Genomic DNA, 21,973 nt, shown 5'->3' with positions numbered 1-21,973 from the left:
TATGCTTAACTGTGCTTTATAACCTGTAGTCAGTACTCTTCAAAATATACTTAGAAGGGTGAAATTTATGAACAAAATAATTCCTGTAGAAAAAAATAAAGATTATGAAATTTACATAGATGGTTTTGGAAGCATGGGTGAGGGCATTGGGAAAATAGATAACTTTACTGTGTTTGTAAAAGGCGCAGTTAAAGGTGAAAAGGTGAAGGTGAAAATTACTAAAGTAAGCAAGAATTTTGCTTTTGGCAGAGTTATGGACATAATTGAGAAATCTAAAGATAGAATTGAACCAATATGTCCTGCATATAAAAGATGTGGTGGATGTCAGATGCAGCATCTTTCATACGAAGTTCAGCTTGAGTTTAAAAAGCAGAAGGTTATTGATTGTATTGAAAGAATAGGGAAAATTAAAATGAATTCTGTAACTGTACATGACACCATTGGAATGGAGCCGCCGTATTATTATAGAAACAAAGTTCAGCTTCCTGTTGGAGAAAAAAATGGTGAAGTTCAAATTGGATTTTATGCAGAGAGAAGCCATGAAATAATAGATATAGATAAATGCCATATACAATTTGAAGCTGCAAATGAGATGATTAAGTTTGTTAAAGAGTGGATGAATAAGTTTAAAATAAAAAGTTACGATGAACAGACGGGTAAGGGCACTTTAAGACATATTATGATAAGAAAAGGCTTTAAAACAGGACAGATAATGCTTGTTTTGGTTACAGTAAATGAAGCTTTACCACATAAGAAGGAGCTTATAGAAAGACTAACTCAAAATATTGATGGAATAACAGGAATAATTCAAAATATCAATAGCAAAAAAACAAATGTAATTCTTGGAGAAAAGGAAATAACTTTATGGGGAGACGATCAAATACAGGATTACATAGGTAAATTTAAATTTAATATTTCTTCAAAATCTTTTTTTCAAGTTAATCCAGTGCAGACAGAAAAGCTTTATGCTGCAGCACTTAAGTATGCAGGGCTTACAGGAAAGGAAATTGTATTTGATGCCTATTGTGGAACAGGAACTATATCTTTATTCTTATCTCAAAATGCAAAAATGGTGTACGGAGTAGAAATAATACCAGAGGCAATTGAAAATGCAAAAATTAATGCAGCTCAAAATAAAGTAAGTAATACTGAATTTATTGTTGGAAAATCAGAAGATGAAATACCAAAGTTAATTGAAAGAGGAATAAAACCAGAGGTTGTAGTTGTTGATCCACCAAGAAAAGGCTGTGAGAAGATTTTACTTGAGTCTATAGCAAATGCTGAACCTAGAACTATAGTTTATGTTTCCTGTGATCCTGCAACTTTGGGTAGGGATTTAGGAATATTAAGTGAACTTGGATATAAGGTGGAGGAAGTTCAGCCGGTAGATATGTTTCCTTGGACGGGGCATGTAGAGAACGTCGTTAAGCTTGAAAGATTGTAAAAAGTAAGATAGAATCATTTGCTGAAAAAAATCATTAGGAATGAAAAGTATTAAGAGTATATTATTTATGATATAATTATACTTTGTGCGGATTCAATTTATATATAAGAGCAAGCCGAATATTAAAAAATGACATTTTACTATAGCATTGATTATATAAAACTGATTATAGGAGGATATACTATGAAAATATCAAAGAAAGATGCACTTGCATGGTTTGAATTTTTTGCAATGCTGCCAGAAGATCAGGAGCTTATGACAAAACAGCAGGAAATTATTTATGCTACATTTGCGCAAATTGAGGCAGCTATTGATCATAGAAATGATATATTAATGTCTCAGATTAAAGGGTTAAAAACTTTGAAGGATAGAACTTTTTTTGTAGGAAGTGAAGATAAATTTCCAAAAGGATGTATTTCTTGTTTAATGGGTACTGGTTTGAGTGCAATTAGGAAAACAAATAAATGCAATGCTGCATGTAAGTTTTGCTATGATTATGGAGTGCTAGGAGATATTCCTCCAATTGGCGAAGGTATGTGGGAAATTGGTGGTACAAGATTTTATGATAAAGATATTGATTTACTTCTTTCTATACATAAGAAACCTACTGGTGTTGCCTATGTTTATTTAGAACCATTCATGGAAATTGAAAAATACTATTCTGTAATAAAGAAATTTAGTGCTGCAGGGGTTCATCAGCATTTATATACAAATGGAATTGCGGCTACAGATGAGACTTTGAAAGCATTAGGAGAAGCTGGTCTTGATGAGATACGTTTCAACCTTGGAGCTTCTAATTGTTCGGACAAGGTTATCGAAAATATTAAAATAGCAAAAAAATATATTAAAAATGTAGGTATTGAAACTCCAATGACCCCTGAGCTTTTCAAAGGTTTCCTTAAGAAAAAGCAAGCGATTTTAGATACAAAGCTTGATTTTATTAACTGTGCAGAATTACATTTAAATGAAAATAACATAGGTAATTACGATGGAGAAAATATGTATATTTCTAGACATGGATATATATCTCCAACTTGGAGCAGAGAACTGACTTTAAAATTCATGAAGATAGCCGATGAAGAAAAATGGGACTTAGTAGTTCATGATTGCTCAAATTATACAAAGTTCACAAGAGATTTAAACCTTAGCAGCAAAGAGGGTAAATGGTTTGGAGCTAGCAGTTATGGCTGTGAATTCAATAGAACTCCATATGAAGCATTTTTACCAATATTACGTGATGATAATTTTAAATTTTTAAGTGAAGAAGAACTACCTGAAGGATATAAGCCTGGAGAGTTGTTTTTTTAAATGGTTTTGTAATTTTATCTTTAAGAAAAATAAAATGCCACCAAAGACTATTAAGTCTAGGTGGCATTATTTTTGTTTGTTAGATAAAAAAATGATAGTGGCTATAGTAGAAAATTTATTGGCTTTGCTAGCGAATGAAAATTCAGAAAAATCTAACTTTAATGTTGACTAAAGGGAAACCCGAAGGTATAATTTTAGACAAGAATAGTTGTTCAATTATATATTAAATCATATTTAAAGAGCAAAATTTTATCATTATGATAAGTTTTGTGGTTAAATAAGGCGTAATCTATAATTGCTATATAGAACAATATCAATTATAGTCGAGACTTGGACATTCGGCAGATGAAAGGAGCTTATACTATGAATAAAAGGTTTGGTGGAATAAAGGGAAAGATATTAATATCTTCAATGCTAGTTCTTTTGATAACTTTAGGCAGTATTAGCAGTATTGTAATCTACAAGGTAAATAAAAAGGCTCGTAATGATTATTTTATTAATGCACAGGAACAAATGAAGATTGTTTCCCAGGCAATTAACATATTTTATGCACAAATAGACAAAAACATTGATATGTTAGCATCAAATCCTTCAGTAATGATGCTTGGTAATAGCGGCACAACTTATAAAAATGCAACTAAGGATACTCAAATGAAACCATCTACTAATGGCGGAATGGAACAAACAATCTATAAAGTGTTTGAACAATATGCTAATAGTCATAAAGGTACAAGCTATGTATATTTGGGAACATCGGATGGAAGATATATACAATGGCCAGAAGAAAGCATTCCCGCAGGATATGATCCTTCAAAAAGAATTTGGTTTACTACTGCAATGGCTAAGGATGGAAGTATTATTAGAACGGAACCGTATATTTACAAATCTCTAATGGTTACAAGTAATGCTCGTTCGTTTACCGATAAAAATGGAAAGGTTTTAGGTGCAATAGGAATTGATGTACAACAATCTGAGATCAGCGATATGCTAAATAAAATGAAAATTGGTAAAACAGGATATTCAATGATTGTACATAATAAAGGATATATAATGGCAGATGGAAAAAATCCTAAAAACAATTTTAAAAAAGTTGATGAGGTTGGTATTAAAGGTTTAGATAAGCTCCTAGCTAAAGATTTAAAATCATTTGATGTTACTATTAATGGTGAAAAATATATAGTAAATCCATATAAGGTTAAAGGAACTGATTGGATATTAGCATCACTTATCACAGAAAAAGAATTAATGGATAGTTCAAAAGAAATAATTAATATAGTAATAATTTCTGCGTTAGCACTGCTAGTATTAACATTTATTTTATTTAATTTTGTTTCCAGCAGTATAACAAAACCTATATTGGCAATTACAAATAGAACACAAGATTTTGCTAATTTGGATTTCTCGTTAGATGAAAACTCAGACGCAATAAAATATTTCAATAGAAAAGACGAAACAGGAAATATGGTGAGAGCTTTTAAAGTTATGAGAGATAATGTGGCAGAGTTCATTCACAAAACTTCAGAGGCGGCGGAGCATGTAGCAGCTTCATCACAGGAGTTAACTGCTACTTCTGAGCAAGCAGCTACTGCATCAAATGAAGTGTCTAAAACTATTGGAGAAATTGCAAAAGGAGCAGTTGATCAGGCTAATGATACTCAAACAGTAGCTAGTAATGTGGAACAATTAGGTGATTTATTAGAACAAGATTTAAATTATATAAAGGAACTTAATGTTGCAGCAGCTCAAATTGAAAGTCAAAAAGAAGAAGGATATTCAATTTTAAAAGAGCTTATTGATAAGACTCAGAAAAATAATGATGCTTCTAGCAATGTTTATAAAATTATTGTAAGTAATAATGAAAGTGCAGAAAAAATTGAAGAGGCAAGTACTATGATTCAAAGCATCGCAGATCAGACTAATCTTTTAGCTTTAAATGCTGCAATAGAAGCTGCAAGGGCAGGAGAAGCAGGGAAAGGTTTTGCAGTTGTTGCTGATGAGATAAGGAAACTTGCAGAACAATCTAATAGCTTTACAAATGATATTAAAACAGTAATAAATGAGCTAAAAATAAAATCGCAAAATGCAGTTGATTTGATAAAACAAACAAAACAGATCGCTGAAGAGCAGACTTATAGTGTTGAAGCAACTGAAGGGAAATTTGAAGGTATAGCAGAGGCAATAGATGCCATCAAAGATGTAATAAATAAGCTTAATGATTCTGCAAATTTAATGGAGAAAAATAAAAGCAAAATTATTGAATTAGCGCAAAATTTATCAGCAATATCAGAAGAGAATGCTGCTGGGACAGAGCAGGCATCTGCTTCTATGGAAGAGCAAACTGCTACAATTGAAGATATTGCTAATGCAGGTGAGAGTTTAGCCATGATTTCAGAAGAATTAAGAGTATTAATAGAAAAATTCAAGGTTTAGTTTCAAAGAAGTTTTACACAAATTTCTGTCAATGGGGGTGACGCATTAAAAAATTAATGTGTCACCCCTGTTTTTGTATCTAGAATACCACAGGTTTTACCTGTGGTTCCCGGAAAGCTTATAGCTATGAGTAGAAAAAAGAAAAACTCCAATATAAAATAGAAGTAGGTTTGCCAACCACAACTAAAATATATTGGAGGTGTGTCCAAAGTGGACAATAGTAGTTTAGCACATAGTAAGTGGAATTGTAAATATCATATAGTTTTTGCACCAAAGTACAGAAGACAAATAATATACGGGAAAATAAAAGTTGATATAGGAATAATACTAAGAAAATTATGTGAGCAAAAAGGTGTAGAAACTATTGAAGCTAATGCATGTAACGATCATATACATATGCTTGTAAGCATACCACCTAAATTAAGTGTATCGCAGTTTATGGGATATTTAAAAGGAAAAAGTTCACTGATTATTTTTGATAGACATGCAAATTTAAAATATAAATATGGTAATAGGCAATTTTGGTGTAAAGGATATTATGTTGATACTGTTGGAAGGAACAAAAAAGTCATAGAAGAATATATAAAAAATCAGATACAAGAAAATTTAGCATATGAACAGATAAGTTTCAAAGAGTATATTGACCCGTTTACGGGTGAGACAGTAAAAAAAGGCAAAAAATAAGCACCTTTTAGGTGCAGCCATTAAAGGCATGCGGTTGGCATACCGTTCAGTGTGCGAGTAGGACAGCCAGTAATACGCCCTTATAGGGCTAGAGCAAACTATCCGTTTTACGGGTAGTTATGATTTTTATATGTAGTAAATAATATACAGTATTCTTTATTGACATAGTATAATATATAAATTAATATTAACTTGTAGTTAATTAACTGTGAGTTAATATTAATTTATTACGTTCACCGTATCCAATAATGACAAGTTGTTCATTGCCTGAATTGTAAAAATTATGTTGAGTTCCTGAGTTAAAGTATATGCTATCTCCCTTCTTGAGTATTAATGTAGTTTCCTTCAAACTGACGGTGGCAGTTCCTTGAAGGATAAAAACACTAAAATCAAAATTAAGTGAAATTAATTTTTCGCATGCCCATTTTCCAGGGGCAAGAGTGGTATACATTCCAACGATGCGAGAGTTATCACTTCCATCTACATTATAAGGAGTAATAAATTCATATTCAGTTAATATATCTGGTATGACAATTTTTTTTCTGTTGTCATGTCTAATGATGCTATATTCGTTGTTATCTTGATTATTAACCTTGGAATTTGAAGTTTCATCTTCTGAAAAGAAAATAAGTATAGGAACATCAAGGCAATCGCATATACGTCTTAGCATTTCTAGGGATGGTTGCTTAAGACCACGTTCCAATTGAGATAAGTAGCTTGAGGTGCAGCCAATTATACTACTAAGAGTTGATAAGGTATAACCTTTAGATTTTCGGATTTGCTTAAGTTTTGTAATATTCATATAATTTCCTCCAAAACAGATTCAAAAAGTCATTTATAATACTATGCCTGAAAACAGATAAAGTCAATATTGTGATATTAAAATAAATTTTATAGATTAGGAGATGATATCATGTCAAATTATGTATTAACAAATTGTAATATTATAGATGGTATAAATTCCGGTTTAAAAGAAGATATGACTATGTTAGTAAATGATGGTAAGATAGAACAAATAGGAAAAGTTTCTGAAGTTAAGGTACCGAAAGGGTATACTAATTTGGATATAGGTGGTAAATATGTTATGCCTGGACTAATAAATGCCCATGCACATTTATTTGGCAGTGGGAAACCTATGAAAGCCATTGGTGGAGGAAAATCGCAGGAAAAGGTTGTTAGTATGTTAAGAACCAAAATTGGGAGAAAGATACTCGATGGTATGGTAAAAGAACATGTTCTTACAGCACTTAATTCAGGTGTAACAACCATAAGAGCTGTTGGTGATCTATTTTATTCAGATGTGAAACTTAGAAATATGATTGATTCAGGAAAACTTAATGGACCAAGATTGCTGGCAGCAGGATTAGCTATTTCTGTTACCGGTGGGCATGGGGCTGGCAGTTTTGCTCATGTGGCAGATTCTCCTTGGGAAGCGAGAAAAGTTGTACGTAAGAATGTATACGAGCAAACTGATCTTATAAAAATATGTGTTACTGGTGGAGTAACTGATAGTAGAGTTGTTGGACAAGCTGGTCGTCTAGCAATGACCTTGGAAGAAATCTCTGCTGTCTGCGAAGAAGCACATAAAGTTGGTTTATTGGTAGCTGCCCATGCTGAAAGCACTGAAGGGGTGAGAATAGCTCTTTTGGGAGGAGTAGATACAATTGAACATGGTGCAGATTTTGATGAAGAAATAATTGAACTTTTTCTAAATAACCCAAAGTCTCTTCGAGGATATTCAAGTCTTATACCAACACTTCAGGCCGCAGTTGCAATATGTGAGCTTAATCCTGAGGATACTCTTATGAGTTCTGTAAATGTTGAAAATGCCAAAATTGTTCTTAATGGAATGGTAAAAGGATTAGTTAAAGCTACTGAATCAGGTATTTTAACTGGACTTGGTACAGATTCCTCCTGTCCATTTGTTACACAATACAATACATGGCGTGAGCTTCAATATGTTACTAAATATGCTGGACTTTCGTCAGAAGCTGCTATTCATAATGCTACACAGAAAAATGCTAAAATTCTTGGAATTGATAAATTGACAGGCACTCTTGAAGTTGGTAAGGCTTCAGACCTTATTGTAACAAAAGAAAACCCATTAACTGATTTACGAGCATTGTCAAGGATTGATATGGTAATGACAGGAAAAACTTTAATTAATAACCCTCAAGTAAAGAAAATAGATAAAGTAGATGAGCTACTTAATACTATTTAAGCTTAGGAGGGATAACATGATAACGAATTTGTTAAAATTAGTATGCAAAATTAATGGATTACTGCATAATAAAAAATTTCAGTATTCTCAACAGCTTGAAGGAAATTCAGAATATATGAATTTTGGTGAAAAAATGTGGTGGGGTTATAAATATTTTTTTAACCCGGTAGAAAAAGCTGAACAAGGAAAGAATATTGAAAAATATTTTAGAGAACAGGACCTTAGGTTTATATTACCAGAAGGGTTTGAAGAAACTTCAAAATTATGTTTTACAGCTGGAGGAGATATTCTGGCTTCTCATCATATACGAACAGATAACACATCTAAGTTATGGGATGATGCAGAGGATTTTCTGTTTGAGGCAGATATATGCTGTGCCAATCTTGAGACACCAGTAGTTCCATCTGTAGCTGCAAGCTTTGTTCCAAAGAGTATACTAAAAGCACCGGCTCTCAATAATAGTCCAGAGGTTTTTGATCTGATTTATAAAGATGGTAAGGGAATAAATTTTTTTTCTACTGCAAATAATCATTGCCTTGATATGGGGGAGTCTGGACTACTTGAAACTCTTGAATTCCTTGATAAGAAAGGATGCAAACATGTTGGAACAGCGAGCAGTAAGCAGCAAAGAGATGATATTCCTATCATTGAGAAAAATGGCATTAGAATTGCATTTCTTTCATATACTTTTTCTGTAAATGGCAAAGTAGTTCCACAAGGAAAGGACTATCTTGTCAACTATTTAAGACTTAATAGACCAGATTGCGATATTTCATTAATAGAAAAACAGATTAATATAGCAAAGACTGAGAAAAATGCAGATATGATTATTGCATGTATTCATTGGAGTTTAGAATTTGAAGCATATCCAATTCAAAACGTGATTGATATGGGACATAGACTAGCGGATTTAGGGATAGATGTTATCGTAGGAAATCATCCACATGGAGTTCAACCTATGGAAAAGTATGCTTTTCATGATCCATTTTCAGGATTACAAAAGCAGGGGCTTATTATTTATGCTCTTGGTGATCTCATTTCCTGTCATGAACATATCCCAAATTCGCGATTGAATAATTTGCTGCGTTTAAATATATCTAAGGGAAAAATAAGTGGAAAAGAATTAACAATAATATCGGATATAAAAATTAGACCTATGTATGTTTATTCAAAAATGGAAGGTGAAAGGTGCGTTGATTTTAGACTTATAAATTTCAATAAATTGATAAAAGAGATAGAAAAAAATAATAATTATATGAATTTTAATGAAGCAGAAATTAAAGAATTAAAGCGACTTGATGTATTAATGCATAAACTGCTGCATGTTGAAATTATGTAGAATATAGTTATAACAGTCAATTATACCTAGGTATGATTGACTGTTAACTTTTTTAATGAGTAATAAAATATCTTCTACTTGTTTATGGGATTATAGATAAACAAGCTGGAAGCTTTAAATTACTAATACCAAATTTATCTGTATAAACTGGAAGTTGAAAGAAAGAGTATAGAGTAGAGAGTAGAGTGAAGGATGATTTTTCTCTGCTATGCTTCGAAAAATCTAAAACTTATTGCGCCCAAGGCGCTTAAAATATAGTGCTTGGCGCAGCTGACACTATTAAGTTCTAAGATTTACCTGAGATAAGCGAAAGGCGAATTCACATTCACTCTACTCCTTACTCTCTACTCTTCTTTTCAAATTCCAGTTTAACAGGATAAGCTTGGCATTACCATTTTCAAACTTTCATGTTGTCTATCTATAATAATTGAGAGTATTAATAATGCATTTATGAAATATATTTCCATAGGGGCTAAATAGTGATAAGATAGTATAAACGAATAACAGATTTGCTTTAAAATAAATATATGGGGATGGAATTAGATGAAAAAAATATTTCTATTTGTCATTAGCATTGCTATGCTAGTAAACCTTTCAGCCTGCAATAATAAAGCCATAAAAGCACCTGTTTATCCTAAGAATACTTCTTTTAATGATGAAAAGAGTAAATTGAAAAATATAGAGGAAAACCAATTGGACGAAAAGTTTAAGCAGTCTTTAAATAAATTTTCTTTTATATCTACTTCTAAAATTTTAGGTGGAAGCAATAAAAATATAAGCTATTCGCCGACAAGTCTTTATATTGCTTTATCTATGGCGGGAATAGGCTCAAAGAATACTACACAGGATGAGATTTTTTCTGCTCTTGGCATGGGGGGAAAGGATGTGGATTATGTTTCTAACCAAAACAGCAAACTTTTTAAGTTGCTATATTGTAATAATGAAATAGGTAAGCTTAAAATAGCAAATTCTATATGGCTGCAAAATAATATGCTCTTTAATAAATCTTTTGAAGATAATGTTGTTAATAAATTTTATGCTTACTTATTTAACGTTAACTTTGATAGCAAAAATACTTCAAAGCTTATGAGCAGCTGGATTTCTAAAAATACAAATGGAAATTTATCACCTGATATAAATATTGATAAAAAACAGATTATGGCTATATTAAATACAATTTACTTTAAAGATGAATGGATTGAAAGGTTTGATAAAAATAAAACAAAAGCTGATACTTTTTATTTATCAGATGGCAGTAAAGCGCAATGTGATTTTATGAATAGAACCTATTTTTCACATGGATTTATAAAAGGCTCTGGATATACAGCTTCGTCGCTTGAATTAAAAAACAGAGGCAGCATGGTATTTATTCTTCCAGATAAAGGAGTAAGTGTAGAAAGCCTAATTTCTACACCAGAAAAGGTTGCGGCTCTTTTTAAGAATCAAGACAGCACCTTTGGAAAAGTAATCTTTCAGGTACCTAAATTTTCATATGGTAATAATTTTGATTTAAATGATACATTGAAAAGTATGGGGATAAAAACTGCCTTCAAAAACAATGCAGATTTTTCAGGCATTACTAATAACAAAACTTTTATATCAAAAATTAGTCAGCAAACGCATATCGCCATTGATGAAGAAGGAGTAGAAGCAGCAGCATTTACAAAAATTGATTATTCTGGTTCTGCACCATCTAAAAATGAAGTGGCAAAAATGATTTTAAACAGACCTTTTATTTTTGCAATAAAATCTAACGATACGATTCTTTTTATTGGAATTACCCATAATCCAACGGAAAAGCAATAAATTAATAATTAGTTAACAAAAAGTCAAATAATTGCAATAAACATACAAAACTAGAAATTAAAAAGTATAATATGATAGTGCATATTTTATAAAATTAAATTCAAGGAGAATAAAAGGTGAATAAAAATAAGATAAAAAAAATTGTTGTACAAGCCTCTTTTTTCTTGATTTTTCAGGTGATATTTTTAGCTATTACTTCTCCGTTTCTAGCTTTTTATGGTCCATATGAAAATGTAAAACAAGCATTAGTTGGGAGTTTGATGGAGACTGGAAGACATCAATATGTTGCTAAAATATTTCTATCGGATAAAGAAATAAATAATATAATAGGTACAAAAAATTCCAAGGTACATTCACAAAAGGCGGATACTTCAAAGTTTAAAATTGATAATAAAATCGAACTTTTAAAACTTGATGCTAATAAAAGCTTTAGTGGTTATGTTCTTCTTATACATAATCCCAAAAGAGTAAAAGTTGGTTACAGTATGGATTTTAATATTCCAAAGATGAATTTAGATACGCTTGCGTCAAGATACAATGCTGCTTGTGCAATTAATGCAGGTGGATTTTCATTTGAGAAATACAATATGCCAGAAGGTTTTATATTTAGCAATGGTATTTTAAAATATAGCGAATCTAAGAATCATAATGAAAAAGAAGATGCAATGGTAATAACAAAAGATGGACAAATGCTTGTTGGTTCTTATAGTATTAATGATTTAAAACAACTTAATGTAAGTGAAGCAGTATGCTTTGGACCTGCATTAGTAGTAGATGGAAAGGGTGTCGTTACTAAAACTAGTTTTTATGATATAGCACCAAGGACCGCTATAGGCCAAAAAGCTGATGGTACAATAATAATGCTAGTAACAGATGGAAGGCTTTCAGCTTCTTTTCATTTTGGTGCCAGCTTAAAGGATATTCAAGATTTGATGCTTCAGTATGGGGCGGTAACTGCCTATAATTTGGATGGAGGAGGTTCTACTTCTATGTATTATAATGGTGATACTTTAAAGTTTGGCGTTAACACTAAATTTAATATAACAATTGGCAGAGCAGTACCTTCAATAATTTATGTAAAATAAAATTGTAAAGGAATATAAAAATGAAAAGATTGCGTAAATTTATTTTATGGATGACAATTGGAATTTTAATTGAAAATGGATGCTTTTTATACTTTAACAATTATTTTTTAGTAAAAAAACTTTATGTTACTTCTAAAAATGTATCTTCTTCCACGCTAAATGAATCTTTAATTAAGCTTCCTTCAAAAGCAAATAATATAAAGATATCGGATGATGGTAAGTATGCAGCGTATTCGCTTGGAAATACCATTTGTGTAAGTAAATTAACCACTAAAAAAGTCAGTAAAATACCTGTTAACTCTGATGAAGAGCTTATTCTTTTTAAATGGATGCCATATAAAGATGAAATTTATTATCTTTTAAAGACTCCAACTGCAAAAACAAGTTATTCTATTAAACAGTATAATATTTTAAAAGCAAATTATAGTAGTTCAACTAATATACAACTACAAGACAATTCTTATTCAAAAAGTAAAAATAATTTTACTATTAAAGATCTACAAAGTTCAATAAGCGTTGCTAACGGATTTATTGCTGAAATACAAAATCCTTCGGGAGTAAGTTTTTTAAGAGCGGTTAACAATTCTTTAGGTACTCAGAACATTTATCCATATAACTCTAGTGAATTTTCAGATATAATAAATTTTTGTCCTGTTAATATTGATTATTGTTATTTGTATCAAGATTTAAATAATAGCAATATATATACCAATGTTCATGTATATAATGGTTTTAAATTTGGCTATAATAATCTTCCGAAAGCATTACAAAACCTTATAGTTCCTGTAGCTTTTACTGCTAATGAAACACCGCAATACCTAAAACTTGATAATATAAAAAATCCTCTGCTGCTTGGCTCAGATACTTTAGGAAATTTGTATATAGGTTCTCTTAATGATAAAAGCAAAATTTCTTCTATTTACACAGTAAATTTAATGATTGATACCCTTAATTTTAAAAAGTTATCTTTAAAAAATGCAGAGGATGAAAAAAATATTTTAATAACTACAAACTGCGGTATTTTTATCGTGCATAAAAACTATGTAATTAATCTTAAAAATAAAAGAAAAACTAAGTATAGCGGAAAGTTCGTTCAAATATCAAACAATAAGCTTTTTTATATCTATAAGGGGAGCTTAATTAGTTGTGATATTAGTTAAAACTCCTTATGTGATTATTGGTTGACTGGACCCCTAAGGGGCTTTGTGACAGAATAATAGTTTTAAAAAAGGAAAAGCTTATTGGAGAAGGTGAAATTGAGGATTTTAATCTAATTATGCATAGCTGAGGTAGAAGAAAGTGCATTTTTATTTCCTGTAGCAGGTTCCATATTTGTACTTTCATTAGGACGAACCTTTCTAGCCATAACAACAAAACGGGCATCATTAGAGCTATAATAGCAGGTTGAAAGAGTTAAAAGAGTGTCTCCAGGTACAACATCAACCGAAGGCGTATTTATTAAGGAACGCGCTCGTACTTCTTTAATAAAATCATTAAAGTCCTTGCTAGAAGGAAAATTTGTCACAAGATAGTTAAAAACATAACCGTCTTTTGGGTCTGCATTGGCAATAAATGCGGCAAAGACTTTCCAATAATAATGACCATATATAGTGTTGAAGGTTATAAGTGATGAAGTTTTGTAAAAGTCAGTTTGCTGATAATTTACTATGGAAGTAAGCATTTGTCCATCTTTCATATTGTGTCCATATATTATTAAATTTTGTGATTGCACGTTTATATTGTCTCTGTAATCAAGAAAAAGAGAACCATAGTAATCAGCTATCTTATTAAAATTGTTATGCAGATAGTAGTCATTGTCAGTTGATTGGACAACCGGGTAATTGACAACAGTTTTAGGAATTGAAAGCCAGCCTTTAATGTCCTTATTAGTATCATATAATTTATAGAACTCTGGCAGCATTCCAGATGGATAGTGACCAGCTTTTGGAGTGGAATGGTGCTTATATTTTTGCACGAGTTTTTTATTTAAATTTACATTATGCGATTTGTCGATGTAGTGCAATGAAATACCAATAATACAAATGACAAAAAGTATTGTTGAAACAATGCCAATTAAGACAAATTTATTATTAAGTTTACTTGTTTTTGTAGTTATAAAATTTGATAATTTCTTAAACATAATAAAACCATTCCTTTATATAGATGTATAATTTGTAACATTAAAATTGCAAATACCAAGTTTATCCTGACAAATTACAATTTAACTTAGAGTATAGAGTACAATGAAGGATGATTTTTCTCCGCCAGCGTAGAAAAATCTAAAAACTTATTTTTTTATTTGTTACGTAGTCGTGTCATATATGGTGCAGAGAGAAGCTGACAACATTTAAGTTTAAAGTTTACCTGATAGAATCGAAAGTTAAATCATCATTTACTGTACTACGTCATCTTTACTATCTACTATAGTATTCTGATAAAATAATGGCAAAAGCTTTGCTGAAATAAAGGATACAATTGGAACTGTAAAAATTACAGCAAAACTTCCTGAAACAGCTTGGATAATCTCAATAGCAATAGTATTTGAATTAAAGATTTGGTAATAGTTCATATTATAAGCATAAATAAGAATAAGCATATTGAGGGAAGTACCTGTAAATGCAAGAATAAGTGTATTTGCCATTGTTCCCATCATATCACGACCAACATTAATACCAGATTTAAAAAGCAATTTTGTATCAAAGTTTTTATTAAGCATATATATTTCTTGAACAGAAGAGGCAACAGAAATTGCGATATCCATTACTGCACCCAGTGATGAAATAATAATTGCAGCAAATAAAAGTTGATCTACACGTAAACCAGTGTGGCTAGAAAGTGCCATAAGTGAATCATATTCAGGCATATTGTAGCCAGAAAGTGAGGTTAAATGTTCAAAAATCAGCAAAATAAATGCTGAAAGTAAAACTCCTATAATTGTTCCAAGGATAGCAGAAAAAGTTTTTATTTCAAAGCCCGTTGTTAAAAAAAGTGTAACGCAGGTAGTAAATACTGCAAGAAGCAGAGCGGCAGCTACAGGAGAAAAACCATTATAAATTAGAGGAATAAAAATAAAGATAACACTTGTGATGGTAAAAATTATTGCAGTAACAGACTTAAATCCATGTTTGCCTCCAATTAAGCACAAAGCAAGTACAAATAAACCAATCAAAACATAAAGCCAGACCTCACGGTAGGGACCATAGAGAAAAACATTAACGGTTTTTGTTTTTGAATGTACTGCAGTGTTTACTGATACTATTACAGTATTTCCAGCCTTAAGGAGATAATTTGTATCATAGTTAAGTCCATTTGTAATTTTCATTTGTTTACCCTTAAATTCACCAGTCAATATGCAAAGGGTAATCTCTTGTGAACCTAACAGTAGATTTTTATAATGCTTATCAGCTTCAATATTTTGCACGTCTACAGATAAAACACGTGCTTTTTCATAAGAAATACGATCACCATTACCAAGGCCATACATATTATAATAAGACTGATGTCTGCTAAAAGCGCAGGCAGATACAACATATATAGATAATGCAAATAGCAAAATTATTATTTTAATTTTATTATTTATTTTTGTTTTATACATAAAAAGCTCCTAAAAGTTTATTTTTTATAAGTCTATTTTTAAAAGAATATTAATTGCATAATCTCATATTAACATTCTTTTAAAACATAGACTTTTATAGAGAAAAACAAGAAGTTAAAATTAAAAAATTTAAGTAAATAAATTCACAATTCACGATCATTATGAACTGTGAATTGTGAATCGATTAGCTTATATGTTTTAAATGACTATTTTCTTCTCTTATAAATAATTGCTCCTATAGCTGTAATGGCAATAATTCCTGAAAATCCACCTATTGAAGCTAAAGCAAGATTACTTGAATTGTTATCCCCAGTTTTTGGATTCTGTACTTGAGCTGCACTATTAGTTGAAGTGCTATTTGATGCTGTAGATGTAGTTCCTTGTGCAGAATTAGCAGAAGTTTTTGTGATTGAATAATTATCAATTGATGCTCCGGTGTCGGTACGTACCGTATTTATAGTAAATTTAGAATCGTTCATTGTAACATATGAATAAGTAGGTACATATTGTTGCCAGAACACACTGCTGAAGGTATGATCTGATGTGCTCTTGAAATCATAGTATTTACTTCCACTACCAGAATCAAGTGTAAAATAAACAGTTCCCTTTGGATTTGTTACACTATTTGTTTTCGCAGTATTAACAGGAACACCGTTATACATTTGGAAAGTTCTGGTGTATTCATGATCATGTCCTTGAAGAACAACATCTATGCCATACTTGTCCATTAGTTTAGGCCAAGTCTTACGTATTGTCATAATTGGATCATCAGCAGATGAAGCATCAGAGTGGTTTGCTTCACTATATGCAGATTGATGCCAAGCAGCAACCTTCCATTTTACATTAGGATTAGCTGAAATTGCTTGCTGCATAAATTGATCATGAGCTGCTGTATCAAGAGGATCATTAGCGTTTAATACCATGAAGAGAACATTTCCATAAGTAAACCAATAATCACCGTCATTATTATCAACATTACTGTTAGAGGATTGTCCTAAGGTTGAAAGATTAGGATGATTATAATGAAAGCTGTAGTAAGTTCCCATTTGATGATCGTGGTTGCCTTCAAATGCAACTAACGGATAATCTTGAAAATAGTTTTGATTTGAATCAGGATTGAAAAAAGCTTTATATTCGCTTTGTTGCTTTGAAAGATCATCATAATTGTTTACTTGATCACCAAGCGAGAATAAGAAATCAACATGGTTTGAAGTAACTTCTTTAAGTGTATTAGCCCAACCGCTTTGGTCGTCTGCTAAACTAGCATGAGGAAGTGAGGAGTGTTTATTGCTATCAAAAGCACCAATTTGAGGATCTCCAAAAACTCCAAAACTGAAACCAGCAGTTGGGTTACCGGTAGTGAAAGAATAATTAGGACTCCAGTTTGTTCCATCACCAACACGATAAATATATTTTGTTGAAGGAGCTAAACCGGTAGCAGCTGCTCTATTAGCATATTCATTTTTTCCAGTAGCAGCATCTACTGCTGGTTGATTTGGATTTCCAGGTTTGTCTTCAACACTTGCAGTAGCTGTTACTGCAGTAGCTGATCCTGTTATTATTGAATTTGAAGGAAATTGACCATTCTGTACATCGTTTGCTTTTGCAATCTCTAATTCAGATCCGTTGTTATAAAGACTGAACCAATTAAAACGCATTTCAGATGCATTAGCTCCCATTTGAAAATTGATGTTGTAAGGTGTATTGGTTATACTGTCTGCTTTTACAACTTTTGTAGGAGATACCAGCATTAGAGCAGGTATGAGTCCAAGCAAGACTAAACTATTTCTTTTCATTAATGTTCCCCCTTAATTTATAGATTGCTATTTTATTATAGAAATATGATATAAAAAAAATATTAAAGGAAAATTATGGTTGGGTTAAGTGTAGGTTAAGATTGAATAGAGTTACTAAAGATAAACCTCTTCAACTATTGAAATTCATGTGCACCCAAATGCCCAGAAGACGGCATTTGGGTACAAATAAATTTCAAGTTTCAGAGTGGTTTATCTTTAATTACTCTATTGACTGTTCCCCAGGGGACCGCGTTAGAATTATAGATGAACAAGCTAAAAGGTTAAAATTACTAATGGTAAGTTTATACTGATAAATTTACCATTGAAGAGCAAGGAGCGGTTAACATGGAACAAGAAGTATTAAGGGTTATAAATCTAAAAAAGCGTTATAAAAGCACTAATGCTGTAAATGGTATTAGTTTTTCACTAAATAAAGGAGAGATTGTGGCTCTAACTGGTCCTAATGGTGCAGGGAAGACCACTACTATTAAGTGTATTTTGGGACTACTTAGAAAAAATGATGGGAAAATATTTATAAACGGAGAAGATAATAGTTCTAAGGAGGTTAAATATAAACTAGCATATATACCTGAAACGCCGGATATATATCCAATGCTTACAGTATGGGAACATATAAAATTTATGGCTATGGTATACAAAATTAATGGTTGGCAGGAAAGAGCAGAGAAAATATTATTTGACTTTGATATTTTGGATAAGAAGAATGAGCTAGGCAAAAATTTATCAAAAGGAATGAAACAAAAGCTTTCTATTTGTTGTGCTTTAATTCATAATCCAGAGATTTTCTTTATAGATGAGCCTCTTGTAGGGCTTGATCCTAAGGCGGTAAGAGAATTAAAGGATGCTTTTAAAGCTTTGAGAGAAAAGGGGAAAACGCTGCTAATAAGTACGCATATGCTTGACACAGCTGAAAATCTTTGTGATAGAATCATTGTTATGAAAAAAGGAAAGGTACTTGAGGAAGGAAGTATAGAAGAGTTAAGACATAAAATAAAAGCTTCACAAGGGACTTCACTTGAAGATATATTCTTAGAGGTGACTGAAGATGAAAGATAGTGCATTTTGGGATTTTATTTCTTTAGCATATGTAGAAATAGTTAAACTAAAAAATAATTTTATAGAAGCTTTAAAACATCCATTAACAGCAGTAAAGGCTATTGGCACTTTCGTTTTTCCTTTTTTTCTTATACTTTTTGTGTATACAAGAAAGGGTGGTGGAGCCTCTACCATGCTTAAGGCTGTAATTAAGCCTCAGATATTATCAGCTGTAATCATGGCAGTTTTACTTTTAGTATTTATACTAACGATTTATAATTCAATATCAAAATATAATCCTTCTCAGTTTTGCTGTGCTGATGTTAATTATTTGTTTCCATCGCCAATAAGTCCAAGGACAATTTTTGCATGGACAATAATAAGAAAATGCATAGCAAATTTACTCGGAGCGGTTTTACTAGTTATAGTAATGGCTATTGCCATATCAAAGGTACACAATATCAATATATTTAATCTTATGTATCTTATTATTGCAATATTGATATTCCCAATATTACTAAATTCTTTGACATTTTTTATATATACTTTATCCAATAAATTTAACTTGGGTAAACTTATAAAATATTGTGTCTTAGGTTTTTTAGGTGTGATAATTTCATTTATACTTTATAATATTGTTAACAGTAAAAATATCTTGGATACCCTGGTGAAAACCTTAAACGGAGAATTTTTTTCTGATATCCCAATTGTAGGCTGGTTAAGAGATATGTTAATAGCTCCTCTTATATATAATAAGGCACCTTTGGTTGAGAATGTTTTATTAATTATTATTACAGCAGCAATATTATCTTGTGCAATTTATTTTGCTGATGATTATTATGAAGAAGCTGGGGGATGCGTTAACTATTATGAAAAAATTGATGATATTGCTCTAGGAGATACAGTATATGATTTGGTAGACAATCTAGATAATTCAAAGAAAAGTAAGCCTGTTAAAAATTTCAATACGAAAGAATTTACAGGTGCCTGGGCATTTATCTGGAAAAGCTCTATAATAAACAAAAGAACTGCTAAAAATGGTAAGTTAATTGGATATGTAATTGCTTTAATAGCTTCAATTGTTATGTGCTACTTTTTAAGAGGAAAGGAATTCAATAGTTTTTATCTACTATTTGTACTAATATTTTTACAAGGAGCTGTTGGTGCATCAAAAATATCATCGCCTCTTAAATATGAAATTAAAAAGCAATATATATTTTTATTACCTGGAAGTGCTGCGAGGAAACTATTAGCTATACATGTTAAACCTATGATAAATAATCTATTGACAGATACCTTGATGATTTTACCTTTGTTATTTTTTACAAAAACTTCAGTTTTACAATTAATATTTTTGTGGTTTACAGCAATTACATCAATTTGCATATGTTACTTTAGTATTGTAGTTATTGTTTTGGTAACACCGCCTAGTGATAGAGGTAAAAATTCAATTATTTCTACTGCACTTTCATACTTAATGTTTCTACCATCTACAGTGATGACTATATTAGTGGCAATTTACCTGAAAAATGCAATATTAGCATTATCTGTGTTTGTTATAATTTCTACTATAATTATTATAGTGTTATTGTATTTAAGTGAATTTTTATTTAGTAAGCTTGAACTTAGATAAAGATAAAACACATAGAACTTGAAATTGGTTTATCTATAGTGAAACTACTGCGAAACTTAAACTATTTATGTTCCAAAACACCAATTTTCAAGGGATTATGGTACATAAATAGTTTGTAGTTGAGCTAGTTTCACTATATAAGGTGAAAGAAGGATAATATGAAAATAAGTGAAGTTAAGGCTTTAACTGGCCTTACTAAAAAAGCTCTTAATTATTATGAAGAAAATGGTTTAATTAAACCATCTGTATTGGAGGAAAATGGATATAGAAATTACTCTGATAAGGATGTAGAGGTTTTAACTCAAATAGCTACTTTAAGGCGTTTTGGACTTTCTGTTAAAGAAATTAAAGAGGCGCTAAAAAGCCCAGAAGCTCTTTTAAATGTAATGGCAGAGTATACGAAAAAGTTAACTAAACAAATTAATGAAATGGAAAAGTGCAAAACTGTCTTATCTTCTTGCGTTAATGATTTAAAAAGTGATAATACTGATATAAAAAAAGTTACAGAGGATATGAATATATTAAGTAAAGCTCTTGAAATGAATCAAAAAGAACGTGAAGGATTTATGATTGTTGAAATTGAAAGAATTTTCCCGGGCATTTATGGGAAAGTGTTGTCTTTTTGTTTTAAGAGCTTTTTAACGGAGCCTATGGATAGCAGAGAAAAGGAAAATGCCTGGATGGATTTAGTTAAAGTTTTGGACAATATACCAAAGTTAAATATTCCTAAAGAACTTATGGACAGTGTAGATACTGACGAGAAGGAATGGAAGACAATACAAAATAGAATAGAAGAAAACTTAAAAAATGATAATTATGCTAATAAAGCTTATAATATAAAAAACACTATAACTTTTGATATATCAGAAGAAGAGCAGAGGCAATTTGAATTGTTTTGTACTTATATTAAACCAGAAGGAAATATTGAGATTATTGGAAAGACTTTGGAGGCTGTAGATAAGAGTTTATCGGTACTAAGTTCAAAATATAGAAAAAGAAAGGAATCACATTTAAAATTTCAGAAGAAGTTTCAAAAGAAATTTAAAGAAGAATATTTTGACAAAGAACCATCAAGGCCTCTAACTATAGTTCATAAAGAAACTATGAGTTTTGTTGGAATTCACTATACAAAGTTTATTAATAAAAAGGATTTTCCTAAATTTATTAGAGAATTTAATAATATAGCAGAGGAGATATCCAATGTAGTTAATAGGGGCAGGATATATGGTTTTGCAGGTGTAGATTCCTTAGGAAAAGATATTGTGCCAGATTCTATTTTTTCTTTTGTTTTTGCAGTGCAGGTGTCAAATATTGAAAAGGTTCCACATGATATGATAAGTTTTGTACTTCCTCAGCATGAGTACTTATTTTATAAGCATATTGGTGATATGAAGAATTACCAAAAGAGTTTTGATGAAGTTTTTATGTATAAGCTAGAGGAAAAAAATTATGAAATGGATATACTGCCATCTTTTCAAATATTTCCTTCAGATATTCGTGATAATGATGAAAATTTAGAAGTGGAAATGTATTTTCCAGTTAGTAAAACTAAAAAATATAAATAAGCGTTTTAGAA

At 31.0% G+C, this 21,973-nt stretch carries 16 protein-coding genes; 12 read left to right on the top strand and 4 right to left on the bottom strand.

From position 1 onward, the window contains the following. The first annotated feature begins 67 nt into the window (after positions 1-67). From rlmD to tnpA, 4 genes are all read left to right on the top strand, one after another. Complete coding sequence (rlmD, locus tag ACJDT4_RS01260) at positions 68-1,444, top strand: 23S rRNA (uracil(1939)-C(5))-methyltransferase RlmD (protein ID WP_406785712.1); 1,377 nt, start codon at positions 68-70, stop codon at positions 1,442-1,444. 183 nt (positions 1,445-1,627) lie between these two features. Further along, positions 1,628-2,752 (top strand): radical SAM protein, encoded by a 1,125-nt coding sequence (locus ACJDT4_RS01255; protein ID WP_406785711.1) that lies wholly within the window; start codon positions 1,628-1,630, stop codon positions 2,750-2,752. Between the two features lie 363 nt (positions 2,753-3,115). Beyond that, entirely contained in the window at positions 3,116-5,182 is a 2,067-nt protein-coding gene (locus tag ACJDT4_RS01250) for a methyl-accepting chemotaxis protein (protein ID WP_406785710.1), read from the top strand. Between the two features lie 210 nt (positions 5,183-5,392). After that, a complete protein-coding gene (gene tnpA / locus ACJDT4_RS01245; RefSeq protein ID WP_406785709.1) occupies positions 5,393-5,866 on the top strand; it encodes an IS200/IS605 family transposase in 474 nt (157 codons plus the stop codon). A 202-nt stretch (positions 5,867-6,068) separates the two neighbouring features. Here the strand turns inward: tnpA and ACJDT4_RS01240 are convergent, their stop codons facing one another. Then, the gene (locus ACJDT4_RS01240; protein WP_406785708.1) at positions 6,069-6,668 is read right to left on the bottom strand and encodes a helix-turn-helix domain-containing protein; all 600 of its coding nucleotides are present in this window, start codon (positions 6,666-6,668) and stop codon (positions 6,069-6,071) included. A gap of 111 nt (positions 6,669-6,779) precedes the next feature. On the opposite strand from ACJDT4_RS01240, the gene ACJDT4_RS01235 reads away from it, so the two are divergent. The 5 genes from ACJDT4_RS01235 (at position 6,780) to ACJDT4_RS01215 (ending at position 13,477) form a co-directional block, all read left to right on the top strand. Further along, positions 6,780-8,087 carry an amidohydrolase family protein gene (locus ACJDT4_RS01235; RefSeq protein WP_406785707.1) on the top strand — a complete coding sequence of 436 codons (1,308 nt, stop codon included), beginning with the start codon at positions 6,780-6,782 and terminating at the stop codon, positions 8,085-8,087. Positions 8,088-8,103: 16 nt separating this feature from the next. Then, positions 8,104-9,426, top strand: a complete 1,323-nt coding sequence (locus ACJDT4_RS01230) for a CapA family protein (RefSeq protein WP_406785706.1) — start codon at positions 8,104-8,106, stop codon at positions 9,424-9,426. A gap of 543 nt (positions 9,427-9,969) precedes the next feature. After that, complete coding sequence (locus tag ACJDT4_RS01225; protein ID WP_406785705.1) at positions 9,970-11,232, top strand: serpin family protein; 1,263 nt, start codon at positions 9,970-9,972, stop codon at positions 11,230-11,232. A gap of 116 nt (positions 11,233-11,348) precedes the next feature. Then, a complete protein-coding gene (locus ACJDT4_RS01220; protein WP_406785704.1) occupies positions 11,349-12,317 on the top strand; it encodes a phosphodiester glycosidase family protein in 969 nt (322 codons plus the stop codon). A gap of 20 nt (positions 12,318-12,337) precedes the next feature. Then, the gene (locus tag ACJDT4_RS01215; RefSeq protein ID WP_406785703.1) at positions 12,338-13,477 is read left to right on the top strand and encodes a hypothetical protein; all 1,140 of its coding nucleotides are present in this window, start codon (positions 12,338-12,340) and stop codon (positions 13,475-13,477) included. 110 nt (positions 13,478-13,587) lie between these two features. On the opposite strand, the gene srtB is transcribed toward ACJDT4_RS01215, so the two are convergent. From srtB to ACJDT4_RS01200, 3 genes are all read right to left on the bottom strand, one after another. After that, the gene (gene srtB, locus ACJDT4_RS01210) at positions 13,588-14,457 is read right to left on the bottom strand and encodes a class B sortase (RefSeq protein WP_406785702.1); all 870 of its coding nucleotides are present in this window, start codon (positions 14,455-14,457) and stop codon (positions 13,588-13,590) included. Between the two features lie 252 nt (positions 14,458-14,709). Beyond that, entirely contained in the window at positions 14,710-15,912 is a 1,203-nt protein-coding gene (locus ACJDT4_RS01205) for a YibE/F family protein (protein ID WP_406785701.1), read from the bottom strand. A gap of 206 nt (positions 15,913-16,118) precedes the next feature. Then, positions 16,119-17,708, bottom strand: a complete 1,590-nt coding sequence (locus ACJDT4_RS01200) for a purple acid phosphatase family protein (RefSeq protein ID WP_406785700.1) — start codon at positions 17,706-17,708, stop codon at positions 16,119-16,121. A 345-nt stretch (positions 17,709-18,053) separates the two neighbouring features. Between ACJDT4_RS01200 and ACJDT4_RS01195 the strand changes: the two genes are divergently transcribed. The 3 genes from ACJDT4_RS01195 (at position 18,054) to ACJDT4_RS01185 (ending at position 21,962) form a co-directional block, all read left to right on the top strand. Then, entirely contained in the window at positions 18,054-18,785 is a 732-nt protein-coding gene (locus ACJDT4_RS01195) for an ABC transporter ATP-binding protein (protein WP_406785699.1), read from the top strand. After that, a complete protein-coding gene (locus ACJDT4_RS01190) occupies positions 18,775-20,397 on the top strand; it encodes a putative ABC exporter domain-containing protein (protein ID WP_406785698.1) in 1,623 nt (540 codons plus the stop codon). The genes ACJDT4_RS01195 and ACJDT4_RS01190 overlap by 11 nt, the downstream gene beginning before the upstream one ends. Positions 20,398-20,555: 158 nt before the next feature. Continuing rightward, positions 20,556-21,962: a MerR family transcriptional regulator gene (locus ACJDT4_RS01185; RefSeq protein WP_406785697.1), complete on the top strand. Its 1,407-nt coding sequence runs from the start codon at positions 20,556-20,558 to the stop codon at positions 21,960-21,962. The last annotated feature ends 11 nt before the right edge of the window (positions 21,963-21,973 follow it).

This window comes from Clostridium neuense, assembly GCF_045310695.1.
GTDB lineage: Bacteria > Bacillota > Clostridia > Clostridiales > Clostridiaceae > Clostridium_S > Clostridium_S neuense.
This window is presented reverse-complemented; position numbering and strand designations above follow the sequence as displayed.

What these genes read in the sequence shown, in the direction of transcription:
- rlmD (WP_406785712.1), top strand. Translation starts at nt 68, where the DNA reads ATGAACAAAATAATTCCTGTAGAAAAAAATAAAGATTATGAAATTTAC.
- ACJDT4_RS01255 (WP_406785711.1), top strand. Translation starts at nt 1,628, where the DNA reads ATGAAAATATCAAAGAAAGATGCACTTGCATGGTTTGAATTTTTTGCA.
- ACJDT4_RS01250 (WP_406785710.1), top strand. Translation starts at nt 3,116, where the DNA reads ATGAATAAAAGGTTTGGTGGAATAAAGGGAAAGATATTAATATCTTCA.
- ACJDT4_RS01240 (WP_406785708.1), bottom strand. Translation starts at nt 6,668, where the DNA reads ATGAATATTACAAAACTTAAGCAAATCCGAAAATCTAAAGGTTATACC.
- ACJDT4_RS01235 (WP_406785707.1), top strand. Translation starts at nt 6,780, where the DNA reads ATGTCAAATTATGTATTAACAAATTGTAATATTATAGATGGTATAAAT.
- ACJDT4_RS01230 (WP_406785706.1), top strand. Translation starts at nt 8,104, where the DNA reads ATGATAACGAATTTGTTAAAATTAGTATGCAAAATTAATGGATTACTG.
- ACJDT4_RS01225 (WP_406785705.1), top strand. Translation starts at nt 9,970, where the DNA reads ATGAAAAAAATATTTCTATTTGTCATTAGCATTGCTATGCTAGTAAAC.
- ACJDT4_RS01215 (WP_406785703.1), top strand. Translation starts at nt 12,338, where the DNA reads ATGAAAAGATTGCGTAAATTTATTTTATGGATGACAATTGGAATTTTA.
- srtB (WP_406785702.1), bottom strand. Translation starts at nt 14,457, where the DNA reads ATGTTTAAGAAATTATCAAATTTTATAACTACAAAAACAAGTAAACTT.
- ACJDT4_RS01205 (WP_406785701.1), bottom strand. Translation starts at nt 15,912, where the DNA reads ATGTATAAAACAAAAATAAATAATAAAATTAAAATAATAATTTTGCTA.
- ACJDT4_RS01200 (WP_406785700.1), bottom strand. Translation starts at nt 17,708, where the DNA reads ATGAAAAGAAATAGTTTAGTCTTGCTTGGACTCATACCTGCTCTAATG.
- ACJDT4_RS01195 (WP_406785699.1), top strand. Translation starts at nt 18,054, where the DNA reads ATGGAACAAGAAGTATTAAGGGTTATAAATCTAAAAAAGCGTTATAAA.
- ACJDT4_RS01190 (WP_406785698.1), top strand. Translation starts at nt 18,775, where the DNA reads ATGAAAGATAGTGCATTTTGGGATTTTATTTCTTTAGCATATGTAGAA.
- ACJDT4_RS01185 (WP_406785697.1), top strand. Translation starts at nt 20,556, where the DNA reads ATGAAAATAAGTGAAGTTAAGGCTTTAACTGGCCTTACTAAAAAAGCT.